Genomic DNA, 17,423 nt, shown 5'->3' with positions numbered 1-17,423 from the left:
GGGAGCCCTTGCGCTGAAGCGGCCCTGCCGGTCAGCGCACCCGGAAGACCGGTCCGCGCGGGGTGAACGGCAGCCCCGCGCCCTCCGGGATCAGGTAGGCGTGCTCGCGGCGGACCCGCAGCACGTCGCACCAGCCGTCGGTGATCACCAGGACGGGGGCCGTCGGCGGGAAGTCGTCGGCCCGCTGCAGCAGGTCGATGCCGGGTTGCAGGACCGTGCCGCCGCGCCCCCTGACCCGTACCCGCCCGGCGATCTCCGTTGGCGCCAGGTACCCGGCGTCGTAGGCGGCGGCGTCACAGAACACCACCCGGGCGGCCGGCACGTCGCGGGCCTCGGCGTAGGAGGCGATCGCGCCCAGTGCCTTGGCGAGCAGCGGGCCGGGCATCGAGCCCGAGGTGTCCAGGACGACGCCGAAGGTGCAGCGGGCGACCTCCTCGGGCGGGAAGGAGCGGCCCGCGCGCGGGATGTCGGGGGTCGAGGCCTGGCGCCGGGCGGGCCGGGAGTAGCTGCGTACCGGCTCGGGCCGTGGCGCGAACTCGTCGAACCAGCACGCCAGTTGGGCATCCCACGGGACGGGCGGGTGGGCGAGTGCGCGGATCTCCTGGATCAGTCCGGCCGGTAGCAGGCCACGCTGCCGGTCGGTGTGCAGCTGGTGGCCCTGGACGAGGGCGCGCCGGTAGAACGCGTCGAGGTCGACGGGGTCGGCGGGCCGGCCGGGCAGTGGTTCGCCCAGGATGTCGCCGGCGCCCTTGCCGCGCAGGGTCGCAAGGCGCCGGCCACGCCGCAGCCCGGTGGCGATCCGGTCGTACACCTCCTCGGTCGACAGACCCTTCAACTCGGCGTCGTACAGCAGCCCTTCGGGCATCGCGCCGATGCTCATCTCCATCAGCCAGCCGTTGATGACGTAGTCGGCGGCGACGTTGAAGAGATAGTGGTCGCGGGCGCCGCGGCGCCCGCCGTGGCGCAACGCGGCGTGCAGCATCTCGTGGGCGAGGATGAACCGCCACTCCTCGTCCGTGAACCGCTTGAGCGGGTTGATGTAGATCTCGCCGGCGGTGGCGTCCACGGCGGCCACAGAGATGTCGTGCACGCGGGCGAGTTCGGCGTCGGCGACGACGGTCAGTCCGGCCGCGAGGGCGCCGAGCAGCGGGTAGGACGAGACGAACCAGTTGAGGGCGCGATCCCAGGGTCGCTGGGCGACGCGCTCACCGGTGAGCCGGTCCCGGCGGCCACCCGCGACGTCCATGGCGGCGGAGACCGTACGGGTCAGGGCGTACGCGAAGGCGAGTTGCCGGTCGGGCAGGGCGGTGTCCCAGTGCGGCCACTGCACCAGCAACTGGTCGGGTTCGCCGTCCGCGGTGCCGCACCGCTCGTAGGCGGCCGGGACGCCGGTCTTACGCCAGCGGGCGGCGATCTGCTCCTCGTCGCCGTCGGGGTAACTCGTGGGGAGGTGGTCGGGGGTGGTGCCGATGGGGAAGGTGGTGAGGAAGCGGTTGACGACGGTGCAGCGGGCGGCGAGGTCGAAGCGGTCGGGCTGCTCGCGGGGCTCCTTGGCGGCGGGGAGGTGGCCGAAGCCGAGGTGGAGGAGGGCATGGGCGAGCGCCCAGGCCCACTCGCCGGGTTCGGCTCGGCGGGTGGGGTGGACGTGCACCCGCCCATTGGAGTCCGCCCGGACGAGGCCCTGGCCTGGGGCGTCGGCGTTGCCCTTGGCGCGGACGAAGTCGGCGTCGATGGCTGCGAGGGCGGGGTTGCGGCCCACCAGGTCCGCGCCGGCGGCGAAAGCCTCGGCGGCCGGGTCGGGGCGGTCCGCGCCCTGCTTGCGGGACCGGCTCAACGCCGGGCCTCGACCAGGCGCGGCATGTCGCGGGCGGCCTCCACCAGGAACCAGGCGGGCAGCACCGGGTTGCCGTCGGCGTCCTCGGCGATGACGGTCTGGGCGACCTCGACGGAGATCTCGGCGAGCTGGACGAGCAGCGACTTGGCGCGGTAGCAGGTCTCGCGCACGGCGGCCGAGGCGTGCTCGCGCCGGGCCGGGAGCTCCTTGACGAGCCGCCCCCGGAACGCCTCGGCGAGGTAGTAGAGCAGGTCGCGGTCTTCCATGCGGCGGGGCCAGGAGGCGTCTCCCTTGATGATCGCCTCGATGCCGTAGGTGTGCCGCACGATCTTGGCGTACCCGCAGAAGGAGACGGCATGGGCGGGGGTCAGCGTCCCGTGGGCCACGACCTTCAGTGTCTCCTCGTCCAGCGTCGGCCCGAAGGAGTGCAGCGCGTCGGAGAGCATGTGCCAGGAGCGGGGCGTGGAGAACGGCTCCTCGGTCTTGGGCGGCTGCGACCACAGGTGGTCGGGCCGGTCGGAGAGGTAGTCCACCACCCAGGGGTGGATGCCGTTCTCGCCCGCCCACACCAGCCAGTCGGTGGCGGAGGCACGCAGGTGGACGTGGGTGAGGCGGTTGACGAGCGCGGAGGCGATGGGGCGTGCCAGGGCGTTGTCGGTGGCGCGGTTGCCGGCGCCGATCACGATCGAGCCCGCCGGGAGTTCGTAGTTGCCGATCCGGCGGTCGAGGATGAGCGAGTAGAACGCCTTCTGCACATCCGGGGTCGCGGCGTTCAACTCGTCCAGGAAGAGGCAGTACGGCTCGTCGCGGGCGATCGCCTCCGGCGGGCAGAACACGGAGCGGCCGTCGCGGATCTGCGGCACGCCGATCAGGTCTTCAGGGGCGAGCTGAGTGCCCAGCAGGCTTACGCACTCAAGGCCCAGGGAGTCGGCGAACTTCCTCACCAGAGAGGACTTTCCGATGCCGGGGGCGCCCCAGAGGAATACCGGGCGGACGGTGGCGAGACCCAGGAGGAGGTCCGGGATCTGGGTGGGCGTGACGGTTGTCGCGGCCTGCATTGGCTCCTCCGCGGGGGATTTTCCTGTTCGCCCAGCGTATGGGGCCGGCGAGGGCAGTCGCACCTGGTTTTCCAAGGCTGCTATTCGCCACACGGATACGGGTGTTCCGAAAGACGCGATCGACGCACGTGGGAAGCGCGGATAGCTTCGTTTCCGCCCTGTCAACGGCGCGTTGCGGTGAATTCACGGCCACGTCCGGCCACTCTCGCGCGCCAAGCCGGAGAGGAAGTCATGCCGCCCCCCACTCCCGTCGCCGTCCACCCCGAAGTCCCCGCCCGCGCCCCCGCCCTCGCCTCCGCGCGCACCCGCCTCCATCGCCGCGTGCTGACCTGGATGCTGTGTGCCCTGGCCCTGCTCACTACGGTGCCGCTCATGACGCTGTCCCTCGCATCCCCGGCCGCCGCCGACAGCGGCCTCGACCCCAGCCAGTTCCACGGCGTGCACTGGTCCCGCCTCGGCGACAACTTCACCCCCGACCGGCTCGTGCTGCAGGGACTGTCCGCGGACGACGACTACAACTCGGCCAGGAGCAAGGCCGACGCGATGTTCGCCACGTTCCAGAGCACGCTGGGCGCCAACACCGTCCGGCTGCCGATGAACCCGGCCACCGCCGACTGGCACACCTATGACTCCGTCATCGACGCCGCGACCGCCAAGGGCTTCAAGGTCATCCTGTGCTACTGGTCCGAGGACGGCAGCAACAAGATCGCCGACAGCTACCTGCCCACCTGGAACCAGATGTGGGACACGGAGGTCGCCAAGTACCTGTCCGACCCGCTGGTCTACTTCGACCCGATGAACGAGCCGGTCGGCTTCACCACCGCCCAGTGGCTGGACTTCGCCGCCACCTGGATCACCCGCGAGAGCGCCAACGGCCTGCCCAGGAACCGGATGTTCATCGAGGGCGCCGAGGCCGACTCGGGCGGCTGGGGCAGCGACCTGCGGCCGCTGTGCGGTGACTCCCGGTTCGACGGCGTCTACCTCGCGATGCACCGCTACGCCTTCCCCTACGGCGCGCGGAGCTACGACGACTGGGTCAACGACATCAAGACCTACATGGGGAACTGCCCCTCGCGCACCGTCATCGAGGAGTTCGGCGCCGACGCCGACAACGGCATCGACTACGACGCCACTCCGAGCGCCACCACCCCCAAGGAGGTCGCGTTCCTGCGGGCCATCACCGACGTCATACGCGAGTACAACCTCGGTGCCATCTGGTGCCACGGCATCGGTGGCAGGACCACGAGCCCGGACCACGACTCGCTGAACATCCTCCGGCTCTTCAGCGGCTTCGACAGCAGCAGCACCCAGAACCTGCCGCTGTGGACACCGAACCCCACCGCCGTCAACCGTCTCAAGTACGCCTGGGGCAGGCCGAGTTCGGACACCACTCGGCTGCAGAACGTCGGCTACGACGCGTGCCTCGACGTGCCCGGCGCGTCGCAGGCCGACGACGTCCAGGTCCAGGTCACGACCTGCGGCAGCGGTGACAACCAGCAGTGGACCCGGCAGTCCGACGGGACGATCACCGTGTACGGCGGGACGAAGTGCCTGGCCGCCGCGGGTTCCGGCACGACCAACGGCACCCATGTGGTCATCGACGACTGCCAGGGCGGGGCCGGGCAGCAGTGGTACCAGTTCTCCGACGGGACGATCCGCAACGCCGGCTCCAAACTCTGCCTGGACGCGGACCTGTACAGCGAGCAGAACGTCCAGCTCTGGTCCTGCGGCAACGGCGACAACCAGAAGTGGCAGACCCTGTAGGCAGGGATCGCCACCGCGCTCGCGCGCCGCCGGCCACGGGAACCGTCACCGTGACCGGCGGCGGGCATTCCCACGAACGGGAGTAGCCCCGACCGGAGTACCGCGAGTCGCCGCCGGGCGAAGCGCTGGGCCAACCGCGAACGGGAGAAGCGCGCCGCCGGGAGAATCGCGAACCGCCGTCCCGTTTCCGGAAGGCGCCCGTTTGCCGGAGGAGAGATCCGAAATCCGGATGGACGCCTGCCGATTCTCGCACTTGGGTTTTCCGGAACGGGAATTTACGGTCGGTGACATGACGACTCGCTCCCCGGGGCCCCCTCCGGGCCCCGACCGCTTCCTGAACGACCGCTCCGCAAAGGGAATTCGCGTCACGCGCGCCGGGGCCCGGCACGTTGCCGAAAGGCTCGGGGAAATGCCGCACCCGGCGATCGGCACCGCCCGGCAGGCCACGGTATGAACGGGGAGGCCCTCGCCCCGGTCCGGCCGCTGGTCCTGCGCCCGGACGTCGACGACGTCGGAGTGGTCCTCGGCGACGCGCCGGGCGGCGCTCCCGTCATGGTCGGGGGCACGACGGTCCCGGCCGCCACGGACATCCCGGCCGGACACAAGGTGGCGGTGCGCGCGGTCGCCGCCGGACAGCCGGTCCGCAGACACGGCGAGGTCATCGGGGTGGCGCTGACCGGCATCAGGCCCGGCGACCACGTCCATCTGCACAACCTCGGGCCCGGCCCGGATCACCCCGGTGAGCGCGGGTGGTCCGCCCCGCCGGCCTGGTCCCCGCCGATCGCCCCGGCCCGCGACCACTTCCTCGGCTACCGCCGTCCCGACGGCCGGGGCGCGACCCGCAACTACATCGCGATCGTGCCCACCGTGAACTGCTCGGCCACCGTGGCCCGGATGGTCGCGCAGGCCGCGCAACGCGAACACGCCGGCGTGCCTGGCCTGGACGGCGTCATCGCGCTCGCCCACGACCTGGGCTGCGGGATGGCCGAAGGGACGCCGGGCGACGGCCTGTTGCGCCGCACGCTGCACGGATACGCCACGCATCCCAACGTGGTGGGGGCGGTTGTGGTCAGCCTCGGCTGCGAGATCAACCAGCCCGGAAACGCCCTCGGCGACGTGGCGGACACCACCGTGACCATCCAGGACGTCGGCGGCACCGCGGCGGCGGTGCGGGCGGCTCTTGCCCAGGTCACCGAACTCGTCGCCGAGGTAAGGACGCTGCGCCGGGAACCCGTTCCGCTGGCCGAACTCACCCTGGGACTGCAGTCCGGCGACGGCGACGCCTGGTCCGGGACCACCGCGAACCCGGCGGTGGGCGTCGCCGCCGATCTGCTGGTCGCCGCGGGCGGGCGGGTGATCCTCGGCGAGACACCCGCTCTGCACGGCGCCGGGCCGCTTCTGCGCCGCCGGGCCGCGACCCCGGCGTCGCCGCCCGTATCGAGGAACTCCTCGCGTGGTGGCGGGAGTACGCCGCCCGCGACGGCGCCGGCCCGGACGGCGAACCCTCGCGGGAGGACCGGGCCGGCGGCATCACCACGCTCGGGGAGAAGTCGCTGGCCGCCGTACTGAAGGCCGGCACCGCCCCGGTGGAGCACGTCGTCGGGTACGCAGATCCGGTGACCGGAGCAGGGCTGACACTCATGGACACCCCCGGGCACGGCCCGGTCTCGGCGACGGGCATGGTCGCCGGGGGAGCGACGGTGCTCGCCTCCGTCACCGGCAGCGGCTCGCTGTTCGGCTCCCGCCCGACCCCGTGCGTAAGGATCAGCACCACCACCGGGCTCTACCAGGCCATGAGCGGCGACATCGACTTCGACGGTGGACGGGCGACGGCCTGCCCGGAACACGTGACACACGGCCGGCTGCTGTTCGAGGCCCTCGTGGACACCGCGTCCGGACGCCCGACCAAGGCGGAGCAACTCGGCTTCGGCGCCGAGGAGATCACGCCGTGGCGGATGGGCGCGGTGCTGTGACCGTCATCCGCTGACCCTTCCTGTCCTGCCCTGCCCTTCCCCGCTCTGCCCCGCGCCGCGCGAATCGCCGGAACAGCGAACCGTCGGCCTCCGCGGCGCGATGCAAAGGTACGCCCGTTTGGCGACGGCCACGGGCGTTCGTCGCGCACCTCACCGTCGCCAGTTACCCGTCGGTGAGTTCCACCTATCTGCCGGCGCTGCTGCAGGTCCTGAAGTCCGAGTGCCCCGGGCTCACCGTCGAACTGTGGGAGGGGACGGCGGCCACCTTGGAGGAGGCCGTCGCGACCGGTGTCGTGGACATCGCGTTCCGGCCCACGCTGCCGAAGATGCGTGAACCCACGCTGTGCCACCGCACGATCTGGCGGGAGGACATCGTCGCGGTGATGCGCGACAGCGATCCGCTCGCCGCGGAACCCCTGATCGGCGTCGACGACATCCTGTCCCGGCCGCTGATCGGCAACCCGGCCGGTTCGGAGGAGGAGGGCGGCGGCTTCGACCTGCGGCACATGCTCGGGGAGTACGAGTCGAAGGCGGACGTCGCCTACCTCACCGACCACCCCGCGACTCTCGTCGCCCTGGTCCGCTCCGCGTTCGGCATCGGCGTCATCAACCAACTCGCCGTGCAGACCACGCCGATCGACGGGCTCGCGGTCCGCCGGATCAAGTCGCCCACCGCGCACCGCGACGTCGCCCTGTTCTGGACCCGGCGGCGTTCCAGCAACGCGGCCGTCTGCGCCTTCCTGCACGCCCAGGAGCACACACCGCTGCCCGCGGGCGTACGGCCGCTGCACGCCGAGGCGTGAGCCGTCGCCGTCGGCGCGGACCTGACGCGTGGTCAGCTTCCCCAGATCCGCTCGGCGTAGTGGACGAAGTTGCCGCCCATGACCCGGGCGATGCGCTCCTCGGACCAGCCGCGCCGCTCCAGCAGCCCGATGAGCCTGCGGAACTGGTCGACGCCGCGCAGGTCCACCACGAAGGGGAAGGTGTCGGCGCGTTCCCCGGCCGCGCCGACCCCGGCGCGGCGGCGCTCCGCCACGTGCTCGGCCAGTGTGGCCCGGTAGCCGTCGAGGTCGTCGATCGCGGTCACCGGCCCGTCGGTGCCGATGCCGACCGCCTCCTCTCCGCACACGTTCACCGCGTGGACCAGGTGCTCGACCACGTCGTCGGCGGTGGGGTGGCCGGAGGCGGCGAGGAAGGGCATGAAGTAGATCCCGACGAAGCCGCCGCGCTCGGCGACCAGGCGCAGTTCCTCGTCGGTCTTGTTGCGCGGCAGGTCGCACAGCGCCCGGCAGCCGGTGTGGTTGATCGAGACCGGCGCGCCGGCGATCCGGGCCGCCTCCAGGCAGGTGTTCTCGCCGCTGTGGGAGAGATCGACCATCAGCCGGTGTGCGCCCAGCCGTTCGACGACCTCCCGTCCGAAGGGGCTGAGCCCGCGGTTCTGCGGTGCCATGGAGCCGTCGCCGATGTGGTTCGCCTGGTTGTAGGTCAGTTGCACGACCCGGACGCCGAGGCGGGCGAACTCCGCCACCCGGTCCAGGTCCCGGCCGACGGCCACCGCGTTCTGGAACCCGTAGACCACGCCGATCCGGCTCTCCTCGCGGGCGCGGAGGATGTCCTGAGCGGTGAGCACCTTGAGCAGGTCCGCCCGGTGCTCGCGGAGGATGCCGTCCCACACCTCGATCTCGGCGAGGGTGTGCGGGTAGGGCTCCATGTCGCCGATGGTGTAGCCGAGCGTGATGTTGACCGCGGTCAGCCCCGAGGCGCGGGCGTCGGCGACGGTGCGTTCGTCCACGCGGATGTCGCTGCTGCTCTGGACCAGGGACCCGGCGGTCTCCGTGGACGCGTTGGGGTTCTGCAGTTCGCCGAGGGCGTTGACGATCAGCGGGGTGCGGGTGCTCACTTCGCCACCGCCGTTCCCGCGGCGGGGGTCGGCTCGACGAAGTCCGCACGGTGGTGCGGGCGGCCGCGCTTGACGACCGTGCGGATGCTGCGCAGGGCGGCGGCCAGGTCGGCCGCCGGGTCGGCGCCGAGGATGACCAGGTCGGCGATCTTGCCCTCCTCGACGGTGCCGCGCTCGTTCTCGGCACCGAGGCTGCGCGCGCCGATCAGGGTGGCGCTGCGGATGACCTGCAGGGGCGTCATGCCGCACCGCTCGTGGAGGTAGACCAACTCGTCGTGCAGGGGCGGCCAGGCCGCGGCGGGGTCGGGGTCGCTGTCGGTGCCGGTGGAGATCTCCACACCGGCCCGGTGGGCCTGGGCGGTGATCGCGGCGGTGACGGCGTCGTTGGCGAGGGCGCGCTCGCGTGGTTCCGCGGCGTCGCCGGCCTCGGCCGCGATCCTGCCCCACATCGACGCGGTGGCGTCCAGGATCGTGCCCCGGTCGCGCATCAGCCCGAACAGGGCCTCGATCGCCGGGTCGTCGCCCCGCTCGAAGCGGGCCGCGTCCACCGGCGGCTTGGTCCGGTAGCGGATCAGCGGGCCCTCGGCGGCTTCGTGGACCAGCAGGCTCGCGTGCGAGATGCTGTCGACTCCGGCGGTGACCACCTCGCCCGGCTTCGCCGGGAAGACGGCGGCGTGCGCCCAGACCAGGAGCCCCTGCCGGTGCGCCTGCGCCGTGATGGCGGCGACGCGGTCCGCCGGCAGGTCCGCGTAGATCTTGACGGCGGTGGCGGAGGTGCCGCGTGCCATGGCGACGGCGAGCGGAAGGTCGGTGTCCTCGTCCACCGCCTGCATCCACGGGTTCCGGCCCGGTATCGCGCCCTGGGAGACCTGCCAGGTCCGCGGGTCGTCGAAGAAGGTCGGGCCGGCCATCAGCGCGGCGTAGTACAGGTCCGGGGCGGGGATCTCGCCGACCCGGGAGGCGCGGGCCAGGTCGCCGACCTGGCGCAGGTCGTCGGCCATGTCGCGGGCCGTGGTCACGCCGCCGAACAGGTCGCGGCGCAACACGGCCTCGGCGACCGGGCGGTTGGGCGGTGTCGCCAGGTGCTGGTGCGAGTCGATCAGGCCCGGCAGGACGAACGCGCCCGTCACGTCCATGACTTCGGCGTCGCGGAAGTCGGCGGGGTCGACCTCGGCGTCGGCGGCGACCCGTACGATCCGCTCGCCGTCGACCACGATCGTGGTCCCGGGGCGGCCGGCCTCGCCGGTGCCGTCGACGAGGGTCGCGCCACGGTAGAGCACCACGGTGCCGGCCGGCGCCGGGGCGAAAGGCGTCGGGGCGGCGACGGGCTCGTCACTCATGGGTCGGTTCTCCCTCCAGGCCCGGACTGTTACATTGCTTGCAACAGGTGATCCGTTGGTCGGAACAGCGGCCACCCTACCCGCCCCCCGGACAGGGTGGCGGACCCGCCCGCGAGCCGCCGGGGAGACCGAGGCGCCCCGCGCGTCCGGCAACCTCCGCCGGCGCGGAAAATGCGGGCGTCCGCGGACCCGTCCGGGCCGCCCGGTGCCGACAACGCGGCGCCCGGTGCCGACAACGCGGCGCCCGGTGCCGACAACGAGAGGACTGCTCCGTGCCCGCGTCCGGCAACTCCGCCGTGGACAAGGCCCTGGACCTGGTGGAAGCGGTCGCCCGGTCCGGCCGCCCGCTGCGGCTCAGCGAGATCGCCGACCCCCTCGGCCTGCAACGGCCCACCGCCCACCGGGTGCTGGCCGACCTGGTCCGCCGCGGCTGGGTGATGCGCATCGGTGACCGCTACCTGCCGGGCACCGTCGTGCTCCAGCTCTCGCGGGCGACCGCCGCGCACTCCCTGGTCGGCATCGCCCGGCCGGTACTGGAGCGGCTGTCCGCGGCCACCGCGACGATGGTCAATCTCCAGGTCCCCGAGGAGGACCGGGCCCGTGTGGTCGACGTGGTCCGTCCGGCAAGGCTGGAGATGATCAGCGACCTGCGCGACGAACTCCTCCCGGTGCACCGGTTCGCCGGTCCGCTGGCCCTGGTCGCCGCCATGGACGAGCGGACCCGCGCCCCCTACCTGGCGGCGGCCGCCGCCGCGGGCCATCCCCTGGAGGGCCCCGACGGCCTGCTCGCCGACCTGGACCGTACGGCCCGCACCGGCTGGGGCGTGCAGATCGGCCGCACCCAGCGGATGGTGGCGTCCGTCAGCCGCGCCGTCCTCACCCCGGACGGCCAGCCGCTGTGCGCGCTGACCCTGGTCGGGCCGACTCCGGAGTTCGAGGAGCCGAACCTCTCCCGGCTGCGGGACGAACTGCGTTCAGCGGTCGATGAGTTGGCCGGCGCTCTGGGCGTACCGGGGGGCGTACCGGGGGGCGCGGCATGACCGCGGGGGAGCGGGCGGCCGGGCCCGCCGTCCTCGGTCACGACGCCACCGTGGCCGCGCTCGACCCGCTGCGGCTGCTGGACGCCGTCGGCACCGCCCTGGCCGCGATCGCCGCGGGGACCGTCTCCGCGCCGCCCCGTATCGCCGCCATCGGGCCGCACGGACTGCTCGGGGCGATGCCCGCCCACGTTCCCGGCCTCGGGCTGGCCGCCAAGCTGGTCACCGTCTTCGACGACCCGGCCCACCCCGGGCGCACCGCGCACCAAGGCGTCGTCGCCCTGTTCGACGAGACGGACGGGCGCCTGCTCACCCTGGTCGACGCCGAACCGCTGACCGCCCTGCGTACCGCGGCCACCGCGACCGCCGCCCTGCTGGCCCTGGCCAGGCCGGGCACCGAGCAGGTCACGGTGATCGGCACGGGCGCCCAGGCGGACGCCCAACTCACCCTGCTGACCGCCGTCCTCGGCGCGCCCGAGGGCGCCCTGCCGGCTCGTCGCCTCCCCTGGCCGGCCGGCGCTGCGCCGACCGTCACCGTGGCCGGGCGCGATCCGGACCGCACCCGCGCGCTGGCCGCCCGGCACGGCGTCGTGGCCGCGCCCTGCGTCGAGTCGGCGGTCCGCGGCGCCGACGCCGTCCTGTGCTGCACCGCGGCCCGCGAGCCCGTCGTGGACCGCGCGTGGCTGCGGCCCGGTGCCCATGTCAGTTCCGTCGGCGGCTCGGGCGGTCCTGAGGTCGACTCGGCCACCGTCCGGGACGCGCTCCTGTTCGCCGAGTGGGACGGCGCGGCCGCAGCCCCGCCCCCGGCCGGCGCCCACGAACTCCAGGGCGTCGACCCGTCCCGGCTCACCCTCCTCGGCGCCGTGCTCACCGGCTCGCGCCCGGGCCGCGGTGACGCCATCGAGCTGACCTTGTTCAAGTCCACCGGGCACGCCGCCCTCGACGTGGCAGCCGCCCGCGTGGCGCACGACGCCGCCCACCTGCCACGTCGCGGGACTGCGGGGGAGTCGCTGCGCGCACAGGACCGCCGGGCACCTCACCGTCGATGACGTCGGCTTCGTAGGCGTCGGCTTCGAGGGCGACACCGTCGCTGTCACGTTCGGCACCTCGCCGGCCGTGACTCCCGGGTGCCGCGCAGCCCGGTCCGCGCAGCCCGGTCCGCGCAGCCCGGTCCGGGCAGCCCGGCCCGAGAACGGGTCGCGTGTCGCCGCGGCAAGGCCGGATCGGCACCCCCTGGGAGCCCCGTCGTCGCGATCGCACCCTCCTCGCCGAGCCATTACTTGGCTAGCCACATAAACGGTGGTACTTTTTATGTGGCTGGCCATGTAAAGGTGGCCGGTGACGTCATCCTTGGGGAGGCAGCAGCCATGAAGGCCATCGTTTTCGACACGTTCGGCGGCACCGAGGTCCTGCACGAGGCGGAGATCGAGGTCCCGCGGCCGGGCCCCGGCCAGGTACGCGTCCGCGTCAGGGCCGTCGGTGTCAACCCGGTGGACGGCAAGATCCGCTCCGGCGGCATGGAGGCGATCTTCCCGACCACGCTCCCCGCCGTGCCCGGCGGGGAGATCGCCGGTGTGGTCGACGCCGTCGGTGAGGGTGTCGACCACCTGAAGGAAGGCGACGAGGTGCTGGGCTGGTCCGACACCGGCTCCTACGCCCAGTACGCCGTGGCATCCGCGTCCGTCCTCGCCCACAAGCCGGCCGGGCTGGACTGGGCACACGCCGCCGCGCTGCCCGTGGCGAGCGACGGTGCCGAACGAGTGCTGGACCTGCTCGGCCTCGGCTCGGGCGAGACGCTGCTGATCCACGGCGCATCCGGTGCGCTCGGCACCATCGCCGTCCAGCTGGCCGTCGCTCGCGGCGCCCGCGTCATCGGCACCGCCGGCCCGGCCAACCAGGAGTACGTCACCTCGCTCGGCGCCACCGCGCTGGTCTACGGGGAGAACCTGGTCGAACGGGTCCGGGCCCTCGCCCCCGAGGGGGTGGACGCCGTCTTCGACGCCGCGGGGAAGGGCGCGCTGGAGGACTCGATCACGCTGCGCGGCGGCACCGACCGGATCGTCACCACCGCCGACTTCCGCGCCCGCGAACTCGGTGTCGTCTTCGCCGAGGGCCCGCAGCGCCGCTCCGCCGCCCGGCTGGCCGAACTGGCCCGGCAGGCCGGCGACGGCACGCTGGTGACCACGGTCGGGGCCACCTACCCGCTCGCGGAAGCCGCCAAGGCGCAGCAGGCCGGCGATGCCGGCCACAACCGCGGCAAGATCGTCCTCACCGTCAACTGAACAGCGGGTGCAGGCTCCTGAGGCGGCTTACCGGATTGCCGGCTTACCGGCTTGCTGAGAACACGGCCGTGCGGCGGCAGCCGCACGCAAGCCGGCTCGTACGATCCCCATAGCCGTACACGCCGCTTGCCTCCGCACCTTGTCCACTCACCATGCCCATGGAGTAGCGATGCCCGACAGCACTTCACCCGAGCCGCCGGCCACGGCGCGTGATGGGCGATTGAGCTACGCCATCTTCCAACTCGCGCGCGCCCACCGCGCCCGCGCCGCCGCCATGCTGCGCGCCATGAACCTGCACCCAGGGCAGGAACTGCTGCTGATGCAGCTCTTCGACAAGGACGGACAGACCCAGGCCGAACTGCTGGGCTGTGTCGGCCTGGACCATTCCACCGTCTCCAAGTCACTGCGCCGCATGCAGGACTCCGGACTGCTCACCCGGGAACCGGCCTCCCACGACCGGCGGGTCATGGTGGTCAGCCTCACGGATGCCGGCCGGGCCCTTCAGGAGCCCATCGCCGACATGTGGCGCACCCTGGAGCAGCTCTCCGTGCGCGACCTGACCCCTGATCAGATCGAAGCGTTCACCACGTGTGCGTACACGATCGAGAAGTCGATCGGGGATCACGGGCGCCCCGTCCCTGGCGCCGAACTCGACTGAGCGGCCCAGTTCCCCAGGGCTGCCCGGGATCGGCCGGCGGGCAGCCCAGGCAGTCCTGGCCGTCCAAGAAGAAAGCATCGCTCCGCGCGGATCTGTGAGCGCCGTGTCCGAGAGACCGTCTCACCGGTGCGTCGCACGCGCCTGGCACCAGCCAGGAAACGCAGGTACGTACACGCCCACCACACACGCCTGTGCAGGTGGGAGCCCCGCGCCCTTTCGCGCGCCACTAGGGTTCCCCTCCGGCCTCGGTCGTGCCGCAGGCGACCCTTCTTCCCTCCTCCGTGACCACAGGGAGATTCCATGATGGACGCATTCGCTCCGATCGACGTCGCCGGACGGCCGCTGGCCAACCGCATCGTGATGGCTCCGATGACCCGTAGCCGGGCCTACGGGCCGGGGGCCACCCCGACCGATCTGATGGCGACCTACTACAGCCAGCGCGCGAGTGCCGGCCTCATCGTCACCGAAGGGATACAGCCCTCGCCGGTCGGCCAGGGGTACCCCGACACGCCGGGCCTGCATGCGCCGCAGCAGGTGGCCGCCTGGCGCAGGGTCACCGATGCCGTCCACCGCGAAGGCGGTGTGATCTTCGCGCAGTTGATGCACACCGGCCGCCTCAGCCATCCCAGCCTGCTTCCTTCCGGTCTGACCCCCGTCGCGCCTTCACCCGTCGCCGCCAAGGGCCAGGTGTTCACCCACCAGGGACCGATGGACTTCGTCACCCCGCAGGAACTGGACACCGGTGCCATCACCCGCACGATCGCCGACTTCGCCGACGCGGCACGCAACGCGATCACCGCCGGCTTCGACGGCGTGGAACTCCACGGCGCGAACGGCTACCTGATCCACCAGTTCCTCGCACCCAACACCAACCAGCGCACCGACGACTGGGGCGGCGACGTCACCGGTCGGGTCCGCTTCGGCCTGGAAGTGGCCGCCGCCGTCGCGGAAGCGATCGGCGGCCACCGCACCGGCTTCCGCATCTCGCCCGGCAACCCCTACAACGACATCGCCGAGAAGGACGCGGCGGACGTGGAGACCACGTACACCACCCTGGTCACCAAGCTCGGCGAGCTGAACCTCGCCTACCTGCACACTCTCGAAGGAGTCGACCGAACGCTGACCACACGCCTGCGCAAGACCTGGCCCTCGACGTTCATCCTCAACCCGTTCACGCTTCCCGAGCGCACCGGCCCGGACGCCCTCACCCTGATCCAGGACGGCACCGCGGACATGATCGCTTTCGGGGCGCTGTTCCTCGCGAACCCCGACCTGCCCGCCCGCCTGGCCGCCCACGGCCCGTACAACACGCCGGACCCCGCCACCTTCTACGGCGGCGACCACCACGGCTACACCGACTACCCGCACCTGTAGGGCAGGTCACAACCGCGGGACGGGCCGAGCCTGGACGTGGCTTCCTGCCGGGCCGGCGGGGAGATGTGCGTCGGTCCGATGATCGGGGTTCTGATCGGCCGTCGGTGTGCGGCAGCAGCCGATGAGCGTCGTCGGAATCCATCGGCCGGACCGTTCACCGACGTTGACTGTCGACGCGAGTTGCCGACACTCCGTCCCAGCTGGATACATCGGGGTCCGAATTCAGGTCGGCGGCGTGCCCGGCAGCATGCTCGGCTGAGCCGTGCGCAGTCCGTCGAGAATGATCTGGAGATTGCGCTCCCACTGCTGACTGCCCGCTCGCATGTCCAGGGTGCGCTCACCAGTCGCGGCGGCAGCGAGCAGGAAGGGGACATCCTGCCAGGCGACATCCGTTCGCATGGCGCCGACCGCTTGGGCGCGCTCCACGAGACGCCGAATCCGTCCTCGCAGGTCCTCCAGGCGCTGGGCGAGAGGGACCCCGCAGGCCCCGCCGAGTGCCTCGCTGACGCCGCAGCTCTCTGCCCGGAGGCGCACGTAAGTCGCGGCGAACACGCAGAGTCCGTTCCAGGCGTCCGGGTCCTCCAGAGCTTGATCGGCCACGTCCGAGATCTCGTCGAGGATCTCCACGAGCACCATCTCCAGGAGCGCATCAAGGGAGGGGATGCGCCGATAGAAGGTGCCGACACCTACGCCTGCCCGGCGCGCGATCTCGTGTGCGGATACACCAACGCCAATGTCGGCAACCGCGACTCGGGCGGCCTCCACCAGGCGCTCGACGTTGCGCCGCGCGTCGGCGCGGGGCCGACGGCCCGACTCGTCGACGAGCAGGCGGTCCACTGTGCTGCGCGGTTGGTTCATGCGCTGATCCTATCGATAACTGGACCGATCTTGTCCGCTTGGCTAGAGTCTCCAACCGGACAGGATTGGTCCGTTTAGTTGGGGGTCTGCCATGGAAGCGAAGAGAATCCGAGTCGGCATCATCGGGGCGAGTCCCGACCGGGGCTGGGCCGCCCGGGCACACGTCCCGGCCTTGCTTGCCCTGCCGGAGTACAGCATTACCGCGGTCGGCACCAGCCGCCCCGAGAGCGCACAGGCCGCAGCGCGGAAGTTCGGGGCCGCGCACGCTTTCGCCGACGCCAGGCGACTTGCCGAGCACCCTGAGGTGGACCTGGTCGTCATCACCGTGAAGGTGCCTGCGCACGCCGAACTGGTCGAGGCGGCGCTGGCAGCCGGCAAACACGTGTACTGCGAGTGGCCGCTGGCCCGAACCACCCAGGAGGCCGCAGCCCTCGCGAAGTCAGCCCACGGCACGGGCGTGCACCACGTGCTCGGGTTGCAGGCGCGGTATGCCCCGGCGATCGCCTACGCCCGCGAGCTGGTCGCCGATGGTCGGGTAGGACGCGTGACCTCGGCGACCGTTCACACCGCCCGCGGGAAGGGACCTGGGGAGCGGATTCCCGCCTGGGCGGCTTACACCCTCGATCGCACCAACGGTGCCGGGACACTTGAGGTCGCCGGCGGGCACACACTCGACGCGGTGCAGTACATGCTCGGTGGCATCAGCGACCTCTCGGCGATGCTGTCCGGCCAGCACCCGGTCCATACCATCGCCGGTACCGGTGACACGGTGGAGGCGACGAGCCCCGACCACCTCCTTCTCCACGCGACCCTCACCAGCGGTGCCGTCCTGTCGGCCCACGTCCACGACGCCAAGGTCACCGGCGCCGGGACCCTACTGGAAATCTCCGGCACCAAGGGAGACCTGGCCATCGTCTCCACCGGGGCTGCCGGCCCAGCAGGCATCCAGATCGGTGAACTGCGCGTGCAAGGGCCAGGTGATGCGGGCGGCACCTGTCAAGAGCTGCCCGTTCCCAGCCGGTACCGCTTGGCCTCCGGGCTCGATCCCGCCGCCGAGGGCTTCAACGTGGCCCAGATGTACGCCCGGCTGGCCCTCGACCTCCGCACCGGCTCGCGCAGCGTCCCGGACTTCGATGCCGGCCTGCGGCTGCACCGCCTCCTTGACGCGATCAGGCACTCCGCGGACACAGGCACCCGGCAACGCTTGGGCTGACAGCCCGGATTGATCGGGGACTGACTGCCGTCGCGAGGTCGAGCCGTGTGTCCATGTCGAGGCGGAAGGTTCCGTACGGGTTGATGTTCGACCGGAAGAGCGCGGTCAGGCCGCGCCGGTCCTCGTTCGAGA

Annotated in this window: 13 protein-coding genes and 1 pseudogene; 9 read left to right on the top strand and 5 right to left on the bottom strand. The window is 72.1% G+C overall.

The window, feature by feature from the left end; translation table 11 throughout:
* Positions 1 to 31: 31 nt before the first annotated feature.
* Together OG370_RS01170 and OG370_RS01165 are read right to left on the bottom strand one after the other, a co-directional pair.
* The gene (locus OG370_RS01170) at positions 32 to 1,834 is read right to left on the bottom strand and encodes a vWA domain-containing protein (protein ID WP_328459611.1); all 1,803 of its coding nucleotides are present in this window, start codon (positions 1,832 to 1,834) and stop codon (positions 32 to 34) included.
* On the bottom strand, positions 1,831 to 2,892 hold the full coding sequence (locus tag OG370_RS01165; protein WP_328459609.1) for an ATP-binding protein: 1,062 nt from the start codon (positions 2,890 to 2,892) through the stop codon (positions 1,831 to 1,833). The genes OG370_RS01170 and OG370_RS01165 overlap by 4 nt, the downstream gene beginning before the upstream one ends.
* A gap of 231 nt (positions 2,893 to 3,123) precedes the next feature.
* Here OG370_RS01165 and OG370_RS01160 point away from each other — a divergent pair, with 231 nt between their 5' ends.
* From OG370_RS01160 to OG370_RS01145, 3 genes and pseudogenes are all read left to right on the top strand, one after another.
* Positions 3,124 to 4,656, top strand: coding sequence for a ricin-type beta-trefoil lectin domain protein (locus tag OG370_RS01160; RefSeq protein WP_328459607.1), 1,533 nt, complete (start codon positions 3,124 to 3,126; stop codon positions 4,654 to 4,656).
* Positions 4,657 to 5,106: 450 nt separating this feature from the next.
* Positions 5,107 to 6,629, top strand: a pseudogene (locus tag OG370_RS41385) (UxaA family hydrolase).
* A gap of 20 nt (positions 6,630 to 6,649) precedes the next feature.
* On the top strand, positions 6,650 to 7,432 hold the full coding sequence (locus OG370_RS01145; protein WP_328473701.1) for a LysR family transcriptional regulator substrate-binding protein: 783 nt from the start codon (positions 6,650 to 6,652) through the stop codon (positions 7,430 to 7,432).
* A gap of 32 nt (positions 7,433 to 7,464) precedes the next feature.
* On the opposite strand, the gene OG370_RS01140 is transcribed toward OG370_RS01145, so the two are convergent.
* A complete protein-coding gene (locus tag OG370_RS01140; RefSeq protein WP_328459605.1) occupies positions 7,465 to 8,529 on the bottom strand; it encodes a dipeptidase in 1,065 nt (354 codons plus the stop codon).
* A complete protein-coding gene (locus OG370_RS01135; RefSeq protein ID WP_328459603.1) occupies positions 8,526 to 9,869 on the bottom strand; it encodes an amidohydrolase family protein in 1,344 nt (447 codons plus the stop codon). The genes OG370_RS01140 and OG370_RS01135 overlap by 4 nt, the downstream gene beginning before the upstream one ends.
* A 272-nt stretch (positions 9,870 to 10,141) precedes the next feature.
* Between OG370_RS01135 and OG370_RS01130 the strand changes: the two genes are divergently transcribed.
* The 5 genes from OG370_RS01130 (at position 10,142) to OG370_RS01110 (ending at position 15,220) form a co-directional block, all read left to right on the top strand.
* The gene (locus OG370_RS01130; RefSeq protein ID WP_328459601.1) at positions 10,142 to 10,909 is read left to right on the top strand and encodes an IclR family transcriptional regulator; all 768 of its coding nucleotides are present in this window, start codon (positions 10,142 to 10,144) and stop codon (positions 10,907 to 10,909) included.
* Positions 10,906 to 11,955 carry an ornithine cyclodeaminase family protein gene (locus tag OG370_RS01125; protein WP_328459599.1) on the top strand — a complete coding sequence of 350 codons (1,050 nt, stop codon included), beginning with the start codon at positions 10,906 to 10,908 and terminating at the stop codon, positions 11,953 to 11,955. Before OG370_RS01130 ends, OG370_RS01125 begins: the two co-directional genes overlap by 4 nt.
* 318 nt (positions 11,956 to 12,273) lie before the next feature.
* On the top strand, positions 12,274 to 13,188 hold the full coding sequence (locus OG370_RS01120; protein WP_328459597.1) for an NADP-dependent oxidoreductase: 915 nt from the start codon (positions 12,274 to 12,276) through the stop codon (positions 13,186 to 13,188).
* Between the two features lie 169 nt (positions 13,189 to 13,357).
* On the top strand, positions 13,358 to 13,846 hold the full coding sequence (locus OG370_RS01115; protein ID WP_328459595.1) for a MarR family winged helix-turn-helix transcriptional regulator: 489 nt from the start codon (positions 13,358 to 13,360) through the stop codon (positions 13,844 to 13,846).
* Between the two features lie 300 nt (positions 13,847 to 14,146).
* Positions 14,147 to 15,220, top strand: coding sequence for an alkene reductase (locus tag OG370_RS01110; RefSeq protein ID WP_328459593.1), 1,074 nt, complete (start codon positions 14,147 to 14,149; stop codon positions 15,218 to 15,220).
* A 222-nt stretch (positions 15,221 to 15,442) separates the two neighbouring features.
* Here OG370_RS01110 and OG370_RS01105 read toward each other — a convergent pair whose 3' ends face one another.
* The gene (locus tag OG370_RS01105; RefSeq protein ID WP_328459591.1) at positions 15,443 to 16,078 is read right to left on the bottom strand and encodes a TetR/AcrR family transcriptional regulator; all 636 of its coding nucleotides are present in this window, start codon (positions 16,076 to 16,078) and stop codon (positions 15,443 to 15,445) included.
* Between the two features lie 91 nt (positions 16,079 to 16,169).
* Here OG370_RS01105 and OG370_RS01100 point away from each other — a divergent pair, with 91 nt between their 5' ends.
* Positions 16,170 to 17,291, top strand: a complete 1,122-nt coding sequence (locus tag OG370_RS01100; protein ID WP_328459589.1) for a Gfo/Idh/MocA family protein — start codon at positions 16,170 to 16,172, stop codon at positions 17,289 to 17,291.
* Positions 17,292 to 17,423 lie beyond the last annotated feature (132 nt).

It is taken from the genome of Streptomyces sp. NBC_00448 (genome assembly GCF_036014115.1).
GTDB lineage: Bacteria > Actinomycetota > Actinomycetes > Streptomycetales > Streptomycetaceae > Actinacidiphila.
Note: the sequence above shows the minus strand (reverse complement) of the source record. Positions and strands in the feature narration are given on the sequence as shown.